At 34.4% G+C, this 13227-nt stretch carries 14 protein-coding genes; 2 read left to right on the top strand and 12 right to left on the bottom strand.

Annotation, left to right across the window (positions count from 1 at the left end; genetic code table 11):
• Positions 1–15 precede the first annotated feature (15 nt).
• The 5 genes from M666_RS13700 to M666_RS13680 form a co-directional block, all read right to left on the bottom strand.
• Positions 16–846 carry a CvfB family protein gene (locus M666_RS13700; RefSeq protein ID WP_029446323.1) on the bottom strand — a complete coding sequence of 277 codons (831 nt, stop codon included), beginning with the start codon at positions 844–846 and terminating at the stop codon, positions 16–18.
• Between the two features lie 109 nt (positions 847–955).
• Complete coding sequence (locus tag M666_RS13695; RefSeq protein WP_024480583.1) at positions 956–1300, bottom strand: DUF2853 family protein; 345 nt, start codon at positions 1298–1300, stop codon at positions 956–958.
• Between the two features lie 39 nt (positions 1301–1339).
• Positions 1340–3094 carry a 2-succinyl-5-enolpyruvyl-6-hydroxy-3-cyclohexene-1-carboxylate synthase gene (gene menD / locus M666_RS13690; RefSeq protein WP_029446322.1) on the bottom strand — a complete coding sequence of 585 codons (1755 nt, stop codon included), beginning with the start codon at positions 3092–3094 and terminating at the stop codon, positions 1340–1342.
• 24 nt (positions 3095–3118) lie between these two features.
• Positions 3119–4225 carry a chorismate-binding protein gene (locus tag M666_RS13685; RefSeq protein WP_029446321.1) on the bottom strand — a complete coding sequence of 369 codons (1107 nt, stop codon included), beginning with the start codon at positions 4223–4225 and terminating at the stop codon, positions 3119–3121.
• A 1-nt stretch (position 4226) separates the two neighbouring features.
• Positions 4227–4649, bottom strand: a complete 423-nt coding sequence (locus M666_RS13680; RefSeq protein ID WP_024480580.1) for a PaaI family thioesterase — start codon at positions 4647–4649, stop codon at positions 4227–4229.
• Between the two features lie 117 nt (positions 4650–4766).
• Between M666_RS13680 and M666_RS13675 the strand changes: the two genes are divergently transcribed.
• Entirely contained in the window at positions 4767–5411 is a 645-nt protein-coding gene (locus tag M666_RS13675; RefSeq protein WP_029446320.1) for an alpha/beta hydrolase, read from the top strand.
• Positions 5412–5984, top strand: a complete 573-nt coding sequence (locus M666_RS13670; protein WP_029446319.1) for a GNAT family N-acetyltransferase — start codon at positions 5412–5414, stop codon at positions 5982–5984.
• A gap of 80 nt (positions 5985–6064) precedes the next feature.
• Here M666_RS13670 and M666_RS13665 read toward each other — a convergent pair whose 3' ends face one another.
• The 7 genes from M666_RS13665 to M666_RS13635 form a co-directional block, all read right to left on the bottom strand.
• Positions 6065–6346, bottom strand: a complete 282-nt coding sequence (locus M666_RS13665; protein ID WP_316932425.1) for a hypothetical protein — start codon at positions 6344–6346, stop codon at positions 6065–6067.
• A gap of 202 nt (positions 6347–6548) precedes the next feature.
• On the bottom strand, positions 6549–7466 hold the full coding sequence (locus tag M666_RS13660; protein WP_029446317.1) for a hypothetical protein: 918 nt from the start codon (positions 7464–7466) through the stop codon (positions 6549–6551).
• 6 nt (positions 7467–7472) lie between these two features.
• The gene (locus M666_RS13655; RefSeq protein ID WP_151198064.1) at positions 7473–8141 is read right to left on the bottom strand and encodes a hypothetical protein; all 669 of its coding nucleotides are present in this window, start codon (positions 8139–8141) and stop codon (positions 7473–7475) included.
• Positions 8142–8342: 201 nt separating this feature from the next.
• Positions 8343–9284, bottom strand: coding sequence for a hypothetical protein (locus tag M666_RS13650; RefSeq protein WP_029446315.1), 942 nt, complete (start codon positions 9282–9284; stop codon positions 8343–8345).
• Positions 9285–9499: 215 nt separating this feature from the next.
• Positions 9500–11404: a molecular chaperone DnaK gene (dnaK, locus tag M666_RS13645; RefSeq protein WP_025614982.1), complete on the bottom strand. Its 1905-nt coding sequence runs from the start codon at positions 11402–11404 to the stop codon at positions 9500–9502.
• A gap of 180 nt (positions 11405–11584) precedes the next feature.
• Entirely contained in the window at positions 11585–12850 is a 1266-nt protein-coding gene (locus M666_RS13640; protein ID WP_029446314.1) for a Y-family DNA polymerase, read from the bottom strand.
• Positions 12847–13215 carry a S24 family peptidase gene (locus tag M666_RS13635; RefSeq protein ID WP_024480572.1) on the bottom strand — a complete coding sequence of 123 codons (369 nt, stop codon included), beginning with the start codon at positions 13213–13215 and terminating at the stop codon, positions 12847–12849. Before M666_RS13635 ends, M666_RS13640 begins: the two co-directional genes overlap by 4 nt.
• Between the last annotated feature and the right edge of the window lie 12 nt (positions 13216–13227).

Here is a 13227-nt window from a genome sequence, read left to right as displayed (position 1 = left end):
GACTTAAGTTTCGTTTTAAAGTAGATAAATGCCATCTGGCTTAATAGTGATCTTACGATCCTTGTATAAAGTACCGATACTCTTCTTAAAAACTTTCTTACTCATTTGCAGTTTAGCCGTAATTTCATCTGGAGAAGATTTATCGTGTAAATTTAAATACCCACCTTCCTTTTGTAATCTAGCATAGATCACATTAGCTGCTGGCTCTATACTTTCATACCCAATTGGTTTTAAGTTTACATCAATCTTATTATCCGGTCTTATGTGCTTTATATAGCCTTTAATAACATCTCCTACAGCTACCTTTTTAAATACTTGATCACTATAGACTAAACCTTTGTGCTTATTATTAATTATAACATCCCAACCAAGGTCATTTTGTCTTGTTACAATTAAATCTACTTCTTCATTAACTACTATGGTAAGCTCCTCATTATCTAAAAATTTATCTAACTTATTTGAGGCTACCAGTCTAAAAGATTTCTCATCGAGGTAACAATACACTACATACCACTGCCCTTCTTGCATACGCTCTCTTTGCTCTCTAAAAGGAACTAAAAGGTGCTTTTCCAAACCCCAATCTAAGAAGGCGCCAATATTATTTACTTCTACTACCTTTAATAGTTTAAAAGTATTTCTAAAAATATAAGGTGTCAATGATGTTACAACAGGGCGCTCATCAAAATCTAAATAACAGAAAACGGTAAGTTTATCACCAATTTCGTAGATTTCTGGTACATATTTATTGGGCAATAATACATCATTACCTTCTTCATCGCCTAAAAAGAGTCCTACACTTGTATCTCTTAAAATTTCTAATGTGTTGTAATTCCCTAATTCTATCATGCTGCAAAAGTACGTTTTATAACATAATTTTTATTAAAACATTCGTTGTTTCTTAGAAACAAAAAAGCCGTTTCATTTTCATGAAACGGCTTTTTATATTGTAGCTTACTTATTTGTTATAAACATCTTGTTTTTTAAAGTGTTTCGCTAGCATATAATAAACAACCGCTCTATGCTTGTTACGGTTAGAAGAACCGTACTTTTCTAAAACGCTTTCAATTGCTGGCATCATGTCATCACTCTCTGTCATTCCTAATTTTTTAATTAAGAAATTATTTTTAACAGTGTCTTTCTCTTTTTGATCCCCTCCAGATACTTTAGAAGCATCTGCATTGTATATTGCTGGACCTAATCCTATCGCAACTTTTGTTAATAAATCCATGTCAGCCGCTTCACCAAATTTATCTTTAATGTCTGCTGCGTACTTTACGATTAATTCGTCTCTTTTACTCATAATTGTTAGTGTTCTTTTATTTAAAATATTAATGTTTGCCTAAGATATAAAATCAAAATAACTAAGCAAAATTTTATCATTAATAAGTCTAGGTGTTTTTATCTCTAACAATTTAGGCTTTTTACTGCTTTTATAAAAATTAATTAAGGCTTTTTCTAAGATTTCCTCAGTATCAACTTTTTCATGAATAACATCAAAACTACTGCATAGTTTTGCAATATCTACGGTATGTGTAGTTTCAAAAAATGTTTCAAAGTTCACAGTATCTTCTTGCCCTGGTAAAATTCTAAAAATTCCACCACCATCATTATTAAATACAATAATTCTAAAGTCTGGTCGTATCTTTTTGTTCCACAAGCCATTACTATCGTATAAGAAACTGATATCACCCGTAATTAAAAGCGTTGGTTCCTTATTATAGATAGACGCCCCTACAGCTGTAGAGGTAGAACCATCTATACCACTAGTTCCCCGGTTGCAAAAAACTGTAATACTAGGATCTATTGAAAATAATTGCGCGTATCGCACTGTAGAGCTATTCGCTAAATGTAATTGATAGTTCTTAGGAATAGTCTTCGCAACGGTAGAAAAAGCCAACATGTCAGAAAAAGGAATTTGCTTCAAATATTGGTTTCTTTTCTCTTCATACTTGATTTTCACTGTTGACCAGTATGCGTAATAATCACTTTCAATAGGAGTAAGTAGCGGAATAAAGGCTTTAAAAAACGTATTTTCAGAAGTTTTAAAATGATGCGTAATCGAAAAAAAAGTATCGTAGGCTTTTTTAGCATCAATATGCCAGTGTGCTGTTGCTTTATATTTTCGTAAAAAACTTTTTATTTTTTTTGATACAATGAGTCCTCCAAAAGTCAGAATAACCTCTGGTTGTAATTTTTTAAACAGCTCATCACTGTTGGCTGATTTTTCTATAGGCGCAATAAGACTATCAATACTTGTAAAAAAATTAGGGTGATGTAAATTTGATGTTGTTTCTGTTAATACAATAACCGATGCATCATTCGCTAAAAAATTAAGATATTCTTGAGCTACCGCGTTAGGATACTCTACGCCCACCAAAACCAATTTGCGCTGTGACTTATTCCAGGTCGCTGCAAAGGATGTCAAATCTTCTACATCATCTATAACTGGTTTTTGATAGCTTAGTACAGGTTGCTGGTTAGGTGTTGTAGTCGTATTATACAAAGGCTCTTCAAAAGGAACATTTATATGAACAGGAGACATCTGTTCAATTGCCAGTTGAAAAGCATGCGCCAATTCTTTATCGTTATATAATTCTATTTTTCTCTGTTGCTCTGCAATGGTACTATTAGCCTCTAATAAGCCTTTTCCTTGCTTTCGTATGGTTTCTGTAGCGTGACTTACATCTAATTTTAAGTTTGCTGAATATCCAATATGACGATCAAAAACATGATCCTGACGAATGGTTTGCCCATCTCCAATATCTATCTTATAAGGTGGCCTATCTGCAGAAATTACCACCAATGGAATATCACTATAAAAAGCTTCTGAAATAGCAGGATAGTAGTTTAAAAGTGCACTACCTGAAGTACATAATACAGCTACAGGTTTTTGTTGCTGCTGTGCCATACCTAAAGCAAAGAATGCCGCACAACGCTCATCTACGACACTAAAACAATTAAAATAATTATCTTCTGTAAACGTTATGGTTAACGGTGCATTACGGGAACCCGGAGAAATAACAATATCTTTTATGCCATATGTTTTACAATAATGGGCAACGGTTTGAGCAGAGGGTATTGTAGCGTATTTCAAATTAATAATTTTATAGGTGCAAAATTACAATACTACTTTGAGCATTGTATTACTTTTTGCTACCGTTTCTTCCCATTCTTTTTCAGGATCTGATTCTTGCGTAATTCCCCCACCTACATACACCCATGCTTTATCATCTTTCAATTGCATACATCTAAGGTTTACATAGAGCGATGTGGTGTTTTTGACGGTTCTATAGGCTTGGTTTTCTCTATTTCGTCTATTGCTAGATCTAAAATTTTCTTCTTTAAAATTCAATTCCCCCAAAAATCCAGTATAAAATTCTCGAGTGTAATTTTCATTTTCTAAGATAAAAGCTTTCGCTTCTTTCTTGGGTAAGCCACATACTGCAGGTGTAGGGTGTAACGCTGCAATAATTTCCTTTAGATTATAGTTAGATAAGCCTCCCGAAACCGAGGTTCTTAAATGCCAGAGGTTTCCCGCTCTTACCGATTCTGTTTCTGAAATTGTTAACTTAGAAACCGTTTCTTTTAAAGACGAAGCAATATAATCTGTAACCATTTGCTGTTCTTCTAATTCTTTTGCTCCCCAAACTGGTGCTTGCGCTCCTTCTGCTTTATTTGTTCCTGCTAAAGACATGGTTTTAAGCTGCCTATTTTCGGTTCTTAGCAAAATTTCTGGAGTTGCTCCTAACCACAAACCTACTTTTGGATGGTACCATAGATAACAAAAGGCATTAGAATAGTTATCTAGCAATGTTTTAAACAAAGTGAATGCAGATTTAGATGTTTTTACCTCTATTTTTCTAGAGAGTACCACCTTTCTTAAGCCATACTGCGCTATGGCATCGATTCCTTTTTGAACTAAATTGATATGAAATTCTTGATCTTGATCTTCTGTAATAGACTTAAATATACCTGTCGCAGAGTTTACTTCTTTCGCTATATACTCTGTTACTGTTTTCTCATCAACCTGCAATAAAATTGTTTTTCCGTCCGAATCAAATGGAGCAAAAACAAAGCCTGTTTTAGAAAAATCAGTCACTACATGAAGCGCATCTGTTGATTGAAACAACCCAGTAATGGTTGTCTCTAACGGCTTACGGTACAAAACAAAAGGTTTTGAAGCATTAAGATGGTTCTTAGCTTTCTGAAAAAAATCGTGTTGCATATTACTTTTTAGGTAATGATATGGTCGTAAGTTTACAGATAGAGATTAGATTATCATTAGCATCTGTAAGTTTAATATCCCAAACTTGAGTAGTTCTCCCTTTATGAATGATAATCGCTTTAGCATACACATACCCTTCACGAATACTTTTTACGTGATTTGCAGATATTTCTAAGCCACGAACGGTTACCTCTTGTGCATTTAGAAATATATAAGAAGCAGCGCTCCCTACACTTTCTGCCAAAGCCACCATAGCACCACCATGCAAAACACCATCTGGCTGGAACACTTTTGATGTTACCGGCATTTTACCTACCAAAAAATTTTCTCCAACATCAACATAAGTAATATCTAAAGTTTCCATCAAAGTACCTTTGCAGGTTTCGTTGCAAATCTTTAATATTTTCTCTTTATAATCTTCCATGAAATCATTTTATGTAAAATTAACGATTCCTAGAAAAACAAAAGCCATGATTAGAAGCTCAATTTGAATATTCTTTTTAAATTTCATGACTGAATACCTATTCTAGAAAAAACTACCATGAACTCTACCGAAAAGCACGTTTCCTACACTACAAAAAACACGTATGAAACACTAAATACACTTACATCGAAGACAAAAAATATTTGGATTGTTTTTCACGGTATCGGTTATTTAAGTCGATATTTTCTTAGGTATTTCAACGAATTACCTCCTGAAGAAAATTACATCATTGCTCCACAAGCACCTTCTAAATATTATTTAAACGGAAAATATACCCATGTTGGCGCTAGTTGGCTTACCAAAGAAAACACCCTTGCAGAAATGGAAAATGTTTCTAGCTATTTAGATGCTGTTTTTGCTGCGGAACAATTACCAGAAAACACCAACCTTATTGTTTTCGGCTTCTCCCAAGGAGTTTCTATTGCTTCTAGGTGGACTGCCTTGAATCGCGTAAAATGTAATCAGCTCGTACTTTATGCAGGAGGAATACCGAAGGAGATGACTCCTGAAGAATTTAAATTTTTAGAAGGGCAACACACGCAAGTAAAAATTATTGTTGGTACAAAAGACGAATACTTAAATGAGGAGCGTATGAAATCTGAGTCCAAAAAAATAGCGACTTTATTTAATAATAAAGCAGAAATCACCACTTTTGAAGGCGGACATGAAGTGAGAAAAGAAATTATTAATAGTTTAGTCTAAATGAAAACAAAAGCCATTACACTAGAAAACGATGTTGTAAAACTCACACCACTGAGCTTGGAAAATTTTGAATACCTCTGCCCAATTGCCGAACAGCCTAAATTAGTACAGTACTCGCCTTCTGCCATTGAAACTCTGGTAGATTTAGAAAACTATGTGAAGATTGCTTTAAAGCAACAGGAGGCAGAAACTAGTATTCCGTTTATCATATATGATAAACGAATCAGCAGTTATGCTGGTAGCACCCGTTTTATGAACATCAATTGGAAAAATAAAATACTAGAGATTGGCGCTACTTGGATTGGCCGGGAATTTCATGGCTCAGGATTAAATACGCAAATGAAAGCCTTAATGCTCCAGTATGCATTCACAGAATTGCAGATGGAAAAAGTAGAATTTAGAATAGATGAGCGCAATACCGCTTCCCGTAAAGCTGTGGAAAAACTAGGCTGTGTCCTAGAAGGAGTTTTACGTAAGAATGTGTATTTATTAGATGGGTTTAAACGAAATACGTGCTGTTACGGACTCTTGAAAGAAGAATGGATTGATAGTAACTTCAAAAATTCGATTTAAAAAAAGAAAATCCAAATAATTAAGTCCTGAAATAAAGTATACTATCAGTTCGAGTGGTCTAGCAAACCTTATTGGAACGCTTATAATTTTAATTTTGAGACTTCATCAACCGATAGTCTTCTCCCTTCTTCAAACCCTAAATAATCATCATCACCAAATTTTTCTGACCAAAAGCCATCTAGAACATTGTCATTTATCATCTTGTACACCACAACACCCTTAAAAGTTTTAGGTCTGTTTTTTAATTCTCCACGATAAGAAAAGTTAATGACTAAAACGTCGTCCTTGAAGAACCCTTTTCCCGTTTGCGTTTGTTCACCTCCAATCGTCCAAATAGCATCCACACGATTTTTACTAGTCACAATTAATCGTAAATAACCAGTATAACCAGATTGGTCTCTGTCCTGATTAAAACCTATAATTTGATATACACCTTCTAATGTTTTGATGGCAATAAAATTAACAATTAATAAATTTCACAAATAAGGTCTCGCTATAATAAGTTTTTTTGCCTATAAAAACACCCTGTTTTTTATGTAGCCAAAAGAAAATAAAATAACAATATCATCTTTCAAACTTTGTTCTTTTGTCTATATCACGAACCTCCCAATCTTCTAGTCTTATCCACTTCGAAAAATTAAATTCCCTACTCTTGGTCAAATTACGAGGGGTAGGACCCGTATATCCAAATTTTGCAGGGTTATGATTATAGACTATTTCATTTCCAATTATTAATTCGTAAGCAGGAAAATCGTTATGCCACCCTGAAATATTTATTGTTATATTTCTTGAGGTCAAATTTTTTGTTAATTGAATTTCTAATTCAAAATCGATATTTGGTGATAATGGTTCTGCAAATGGATATCCCGCAGAGGCAGAAATCTTAAATACTGTACTATCCTTAGGAATTATTGCCCCTGACTGATGAAAATAAGTACCTAATAATTTATTTTCAAAATTCATTGTAAGAGGCTCTTCTTTAGATCGTTTTGCTGCTATTTTATCTTTACAAATCCCTGTATAAATATAATCTCCAGATTCCATAAAAGCTGTTCCCGTATCAATATAGCTGACAGGCTCTCTTTTAATATATGCCTTAACTTGGTGACTCTCACCTGAGTGCTGACTATTTACACCACCCCATCCATTACCATGTTTAGCATGCTCAAAAACATTATCCATATAACTAAAATCCCCTATTTTTTCAGCTTCAATCTGCATATGAAACCCCAAACGTGTGTCATGAAATAAACTTTCATCATGCAGGTCGATATTATCTGTTGCGAAATAATTATCAGTAATACTACCCCCTGGTTCCGGTAACCAAGTATAACCATTAGAATCGAGAGCCTTCAGTTTTTTAGTAAATTCAGCTCTATTTTTAATTTTATTAAAATGCTTTTGATTTTTGAAATAATCGAAAATAGGTTTCCCTAAAGAGTTTGGAATGAAACACTGAAATTTGATAGTTAATGGAGGCATAGCTTTTTATAAAATTTTATTATCTCTTAAAAACTCAATGCTTTTTGCATTTAATTTATGGGTTGGCTGTTCTATATAAGAATTAGGATACTTCTTCTTTTCTCCTGCTACCCAAATTTCTATTTCTTTCGCTGTCATAAAATAATCGAAATAATTCTCTGGTTGTACCACTACAAAAACCATCAAGGGATAGTAGCTATACCCTGTACTGTAGATCTTTTTTCCACCTCCTCCGGCGTAATCATTAATAAACCACGTACCATCAAATCCTTCTACTACTTCATCATCAAGATTATGTTCATAATAAATTTTTAATCCCCCTCGATTGTAATTCATCTGCCTAATTCCGAGAAGCGGAACTGAATTGTCATGAAACTTAAAAGAAGTTCTTGCAATACCAGAAGTATCAACTTTTATCAATCTAGAACCACATAAACCAAAAAATGAACTGGTCCAGATTTCATCTTGACCATTAGCTACATTGTATTTTACAGCAACAATACCTTCGTAATTATTAGGTAAAATAACAGTCTGCCTATAAGGCCTCCAAACATACCAAGAAATTAATGCGACATATATGAAGGGTAGCGCTATGAGTAAAACATCTAATAATTGTAGTGCTCTCTTATTCCAAGAGAAAGCGAAGGATGCTTCTTTAAAGAAATATTTTAACACTAAAAAAATTAACAAAAGCAATACACCCAAAATACTAATTGGCCATAAATTGCTAAAAACATAACTGACTGCCAATAAAATACCGAAGATCAAGTAGTAAATTCCAGTATTCCGTAATCGTTTCATCGCGTTAAATAAGATACTTATTATACTAGTTTTCTGTGTAATTAATTAATGATAAAGAAAAATACTAAAAAAAATCTACTCTTCAAGTACCGTGGCCTCATAATATTTTATCTTACGGCTGATAAATGTGTTATCAGGGGTTATAATCTGTTTGATCCAATTCCCCTTTTCTCCGTTATCATACTGATAAATATATTCTTTTGCACGTATTAACTTACCCTGCTGTGTTTTTACTCCCGTACGCATCCCTAAGGCATTATAGCTGTAGGTCTTCAATTCTTTAGAATAGAACGCATTTGTTTTGGTATCAAAATCAAAAAAGTTTTCAGAAACTAACTTATCGTTTTCATTAAAAATTTGCTCTAGCGCTTTTGACGGCTTCCCCTCCACAAATTCTTTGGTCAGCTCAATACGCTGTATTCCTTTTGTTTTTGTTTTACGTTCAGATGTACGCACCGTTTTCTGTACCTCTTCATTTATAGTATACGTCGTGGTAGTCTCTCCTTTATCCGTAGCATAGGTAACTAGCGTACTTTCAATACCGTTATCATTATTTCTTTTAATTTCAATAAGCTTATCTTCTGCATCATAGAAATACTCATATTGATCTAAGAATTCTTTGGTATATGAAATTATCTTTTCGGTTATTTTTTTTCCGGAAGGTATGGTATCCGTGCTATAGAAGTTGGCTATAGATGTCGTTTTATCAAAAACGCCATCGCGGTAGTTCTCAACACGTTTTTCACTGATGGCCTCATTTACAAATCTATAATATGTAATGTCATAATCAGCTTCATTATAGCGTGTGGTAAGTTTTGTAAGTACGCCCTTTTCATTAAAGTTAAATTCTTCCTTCCCATAATCGGTGATCACTAGGCATGTCTTAACTTTTCCTACTAAATCGAAATCTGCAAGTGTAAAAATTTTAGCTTTTTGTGCCTTCGCTGTAAAAGCGACACACATTAAAGTTGGTACTAGAAAAGTTCTTACAAGGGTTGAAGGGTAGTTTTTCATCATAGTACAAATTTAGTAGTTATTCTATGAAAACTATTTAGCGAATAGTAATTAATTGTGATAATTCTAAAACTAGCACTTATATAAACAAAAATTACCTTAGATATGGTGATTTCAATTCTAGTACAAAATAAAAAACTCCGACTGTACTAGTCGGAGTTTTTTGTTATTATGTATTCTTAAAAGATCCCTACTTGCGTTGGGAAAAGCTTTTGGGCTTATTTAACTTCTTCGAAATCTACGTCTTCAACGTTATCACCTTCAGCTGTATCTGCACCTGCAGCAGCATCTGGTCCTGGAGCAGCTCCACCTTGTGCTTCAGCTTGCGCTTTGTACATTTCTTCAGAGGCAACTTTCCAAGCTTCATTAATTTTATCTAAAGCTGGAGTAATTACAGCGATGTCTTTAGACTCGTATGCTGCTTTTAACTCTGTTAAAGCATCTTCGATTGGTTTTTTCTTATCATCAGATAATTTTTCACCAAATTCAGTTAATTGCTTTTCTGTTTGGAAGATCATTCCATCAGCTTCATTTAACTTATCTGCAGTTTCTTTCGCTTTTTTATCAGACTCCGCATTAGCTTCTGCTTCTGCTTTCATTTTCTTGATTTCTTCTTCTGTTAAACCTGAAGAAGCTTCAATTCTAATATCCTGAGTTTTATTAGTCGCTTTATCTGTTGCAGATACTTTAATAATTCCGTTTGCATCAATATCAAAAGTTACTTCAATTTGAGGAGTACCTCTTTGTGCTGGTGGAATACCATCTAAATGAAAACGTCCGATGTTTTTGTTATCTGCCGCCATTGGTCTTTCACCTTGTAAAACGTGAATTTCCACTGAAGGCTGATTATCTGCTGCTGTAGAGAATACTTGAGATTTCTTTGTAGGAATCGTAGTATTCGCTTCAATCAACTTAGTCATTACACCACCCATAGTTTCAATACCTAAAGATAATGGCGTAACATCTAATAATAATACATCTTTAACATCACCCGTTAATACACCACCTTGAATTGCAGCACCTACCGCTACAACTTCATCAGGGTTAACACCTTTTGATGGTTTTTTTCCGAAGAATTTCTCAACAGCCTCAACAACTGCAGGGATTCTTGTAGAACCACCTACTAAGATAATTTCATCAATATCACTCTTAGATAAACCTGCATTTTTCAATGCTGTAGCACAAGGCTCAATAGTTCTTTTTACTAAGTCATCAATCAATTGATTAAATTTAGCTAAAGTCAACGTACGTACTAAGTGCTTTGGTCCACTTGCAGTAGCCGTAACATATGGTAAGTTAATTTCTGTTGAAGCAGAAGATGATAATTCGATTTTGGCTTTTTCAGCAGCCTCACGTAAACGTTGTAATGCCATAGCATCATCACGTAAATCAATACTTTCTTCTCCTTTAAATTCATCAGCTAACCAATCGATAATTTTTTGATCAACATCATCACCACCTAAGTGTGTATCACCATCTGTAGCTAATACTTCAAAAACGCCATCTCCTAATTCAAGGATAGAAACATCATGTGTACCTCCACCAAAATCAAAAACAACAATTTTTTGATCGGTATCTTTCTTATCCATACCATATGCTAAAGAAGCAGCTGTTGGTTCGTTAATGATACGCTCTACAGTTAAACCAGCAATCTCACCAGCTTCTTTTGTTGCCTGTCTTTGTGCATCGTTAAAATAAGCAGGAACTGTAATTACCGCTCTTGATACAGACTGACCTAAATAGTCTTCTGCTGTTTTCTTCATTTTCTGAAGAATCATTGCAGATAATTCTTGTGGTGTGTATAAACGACCATCAATATCTACTCTTGGAGTATCATTATCTCCTTTTACTACCTTATAAGGTACTCTTTTAGCTTCTGCGCTAGATTCTGAGAATTTGTTCCCCATAAAACGCTTTATAGAATAAATCGTTTTTGTTGGGTTTGTAACTGCTTGTCTCTTTGCAGGATCTCCTACTTTAATCTCTCCACCTTCTACAAATGCGATAACTGATGGTGTAGTTCTTTTTCCTTCTGCATTCGGGATTACTACAGCTTCATTACCTTCCATTACAGAAACGCAAGAGTTTGTAGTTCCTAAATCAATTCCTATAATTTTACTCATCTCTTATTTAGTTTAATTATTAGTGCTTTTTATATTCTCTTACTATTTGGCAAACAATATGCCAAGAGAACAAAACTGACAGGATGTCATTTTTATAAACTAATCAAGATAAATAGTAGTCCTTATTTGCCATAGCTGACATAAAAAAGACTAGAATACAAAATTGTTACTGCAACTATTTCAGCCTTTTATCCGCAACATCTCATTCCACTGAGTGGTATACCTTGGGCTACGTTCTTCTTTTATCAATTCCCACTCTTTAATCCGAGTTCCGACTAAGGCAGAAGAAACCTTAGATTTCCCAAATTTGAGATTTAAACGGTCTACGACTTGTGCCAACTTGTTATTTGATGTAGAAGGAAGCTCAAACAAATTGCCTTGTACATAGTGTTCTGGAATAATCCCTAATAAATTAACCCCAACTTTTTTATAACGGTAGCCCGCCTTATATATAAGGTGTAAGGCCTTTTTAGCTTCTTTGATTAATACAAAGGTATCATTGGTAGGTAATGCTAGTTTTACCGTTATACTATTAGCATACTGCTGGTCCCTATCACTATGGTAATTGGTTGTAATAAATACCTGTAACGCACTTGCACAAGAGCCCTGTGCACGCAAAACTTCTGTTACCTCTCCTACATAATAAGAACAGGCCTCTTCTATAATATCTAGGTTCACCAATTTTTTACCAAAAGATTTTGCGGTACCAATGGCTTTTTTCTTTTTAAAATCCGTCGTAAAATCCATTGCTACTTCTCCATTTAATTCGCGCCATGTGCGTTCTCCTACTACCGTCATTTCTTTACGCACCCATGCCAAAGGCAGCTTAGAAAAATCATAAGCGCTAGCCACGCCAATATTCATAACACGCTCCCTATGTTTTTTTCCAATACCCCAAACATCTTTAACAGCACACCACTTTAATGCTTCTATCCGATCTGCTTCAGAACGAATAACACATACATAATTATTTTCTGGTCTTTTTTTAGCCATCTTATTTGCCAGTTTGGAGAGTACCTTTGTTGGCGCAATACCCACTCCAACAGGCAAACCTGTATATCTTAGAATAGTATCTTTAATTTGATGTGCATAGGCTTCTAAGGTCTCTTCTGGCATATCACTCAAATCTAAAAAAGACTCATCGATACTATACACCTCTACACGATCAGAAAAAGTCTTTAGAATATTAATCACCCGTTGCGACATTTCGCCATACAAAGTATAGTTAGAGGAAAAGAAAACAACCTTGTGTTCTAGCAATTGCTTCTTAATTTTAAAAACAGGCTCAAACATCGGGATATTCGTCAAAGCCTTAGCTTCTTTATTTGCAGCAATGATACAACCATCATTATTACTTAAAACAACCACTGGCCTCCCCACAAGATCTGGTCTAAAAACCAATTCACAAGAGGCATAAAAACTATTACAATCTACTAATGCAATCATTTACAAGAATGTATAATATAGGTTATGACACCCCATAAAGTAAATGTGGTAGATTTTTCTTTTGGTGGAATACGAATGACCTTAAACTCCCCTTCTACAACTACCATAGCCAAATTATTTTCTTTAGGATATAAAGAGCGGTCTATAATTAAAACATCATTCTTATAGATAAGAAAATCTGCCAGTTCATCACTATCTATCCGTACAAAAAAAGTAGCATCACGATTGGTGATTAGCTCCTGATCAAGATGAATAGAAGGTTCTAAATAATGCGTAGCGGGACTCGGAAACCCGGTCTGTTTTGAGACTTCTGGTGCATGCCGCTGTTCTACTTTTTTAATTTTTCCGTGAGAAAACAATTCCATGAAACAAAAATA

This window comes from Cellulophaga baltica 18 (assembly GCF_000468615.2).
Lineage (GTDB): Bacteria > Bacteroidota > Bacteroidia > Flavobacteriales > Flavobacteriaceae > Cellulophaga > Cellulophaga baltica.
The sequence above is the reverse complement of the archived record's forward strand: the minus strand, read 5'-3'. Positions and strand labels throughout refer to the sequence as shown.

What these genes read in the sequence shown, in the direction of transcription:
- M666_RS13650 (WP_029446315.1), bottom strand. Translation starts at nt 9,284, where the DNA reads ATGATGAAAAACTACCCTTCAACCCTTGTAAGAACTTTTCTAGTACCA.
- dnaK (WP_025614982.1), bottom strand. Translation starts at nt 11,404, where the DNA reads ATGAGTAAAATTATAGGAATTGATTTAGGAACTACAAACTCTTGCGTT.
- M666_RS13680 (WP_024480580.1), bottom strand. Translation starts at nt 4,649, where the DNA reads ATGGAAGATTATAAAGAGAAAATATTAAAGATTTGCAACGAAACCTGC.
- M666_RS13700 (WP_029446323.1), bottom strand. Translation starts at nt 846, where the DNA reads ATGATAGAATTAGGGAATTACAACACATTAGAAATTTTAAGAGATACA.
- M666_RS13635 (WP_024480572.1), bottom strand. Translation starts at nt 13,215, where the DNA reads ATGGAATTGTTTTCTCACGGAAAAATTAAAAAAGTAGAACAGCGGCAT.
- M666_RS13640 (WP_029446314.1), bottom strand. Translation starts at nt 12,850, where the DNA reads ATGATTGCATTAGTAGATTGTAATAGTTTTTATGCCTCTTGTGAATTG.
- M666_RS13695 (WP_024480583.1), bottom strand. Translation starts at nt 1,300, where the DNA reads ATGAGTAAAAGAGACGAATTAATCGTAAAGTACGCAGCAGACATTAAA.
- M666_RS13660 (WP_029446317.1), bottom strand. Translation starts at nt 7,466, where the DNA reads ATGCCTCCATTAACTATCAAATTTCAGTGTTTCATTCCAAACTCTTTA.
- M666_RS13675 (WP_029446320.1), top strand. Translation starts at nt 4,767, where the DNA reads ATGAACTCTACCGAAAAGCACGTTTCCTACACTACAAAAAACACGTAT.
- M666_RS13685 (WP_029446321.1), bottom strand. Translation starts at nt 4,225, where the DNA reads ATGCAACACGATTTTTTTCAGAAAGCTAAGAACCATCTTAATGCTTCA.
- M666_RS13670 (WP_029446319.1), top strand. Translation starts at nt 5,412, where the DNA reads ATGAAAACAAAAGCCATTACACTAGAAAACGATGTTGTAAAACTCACA.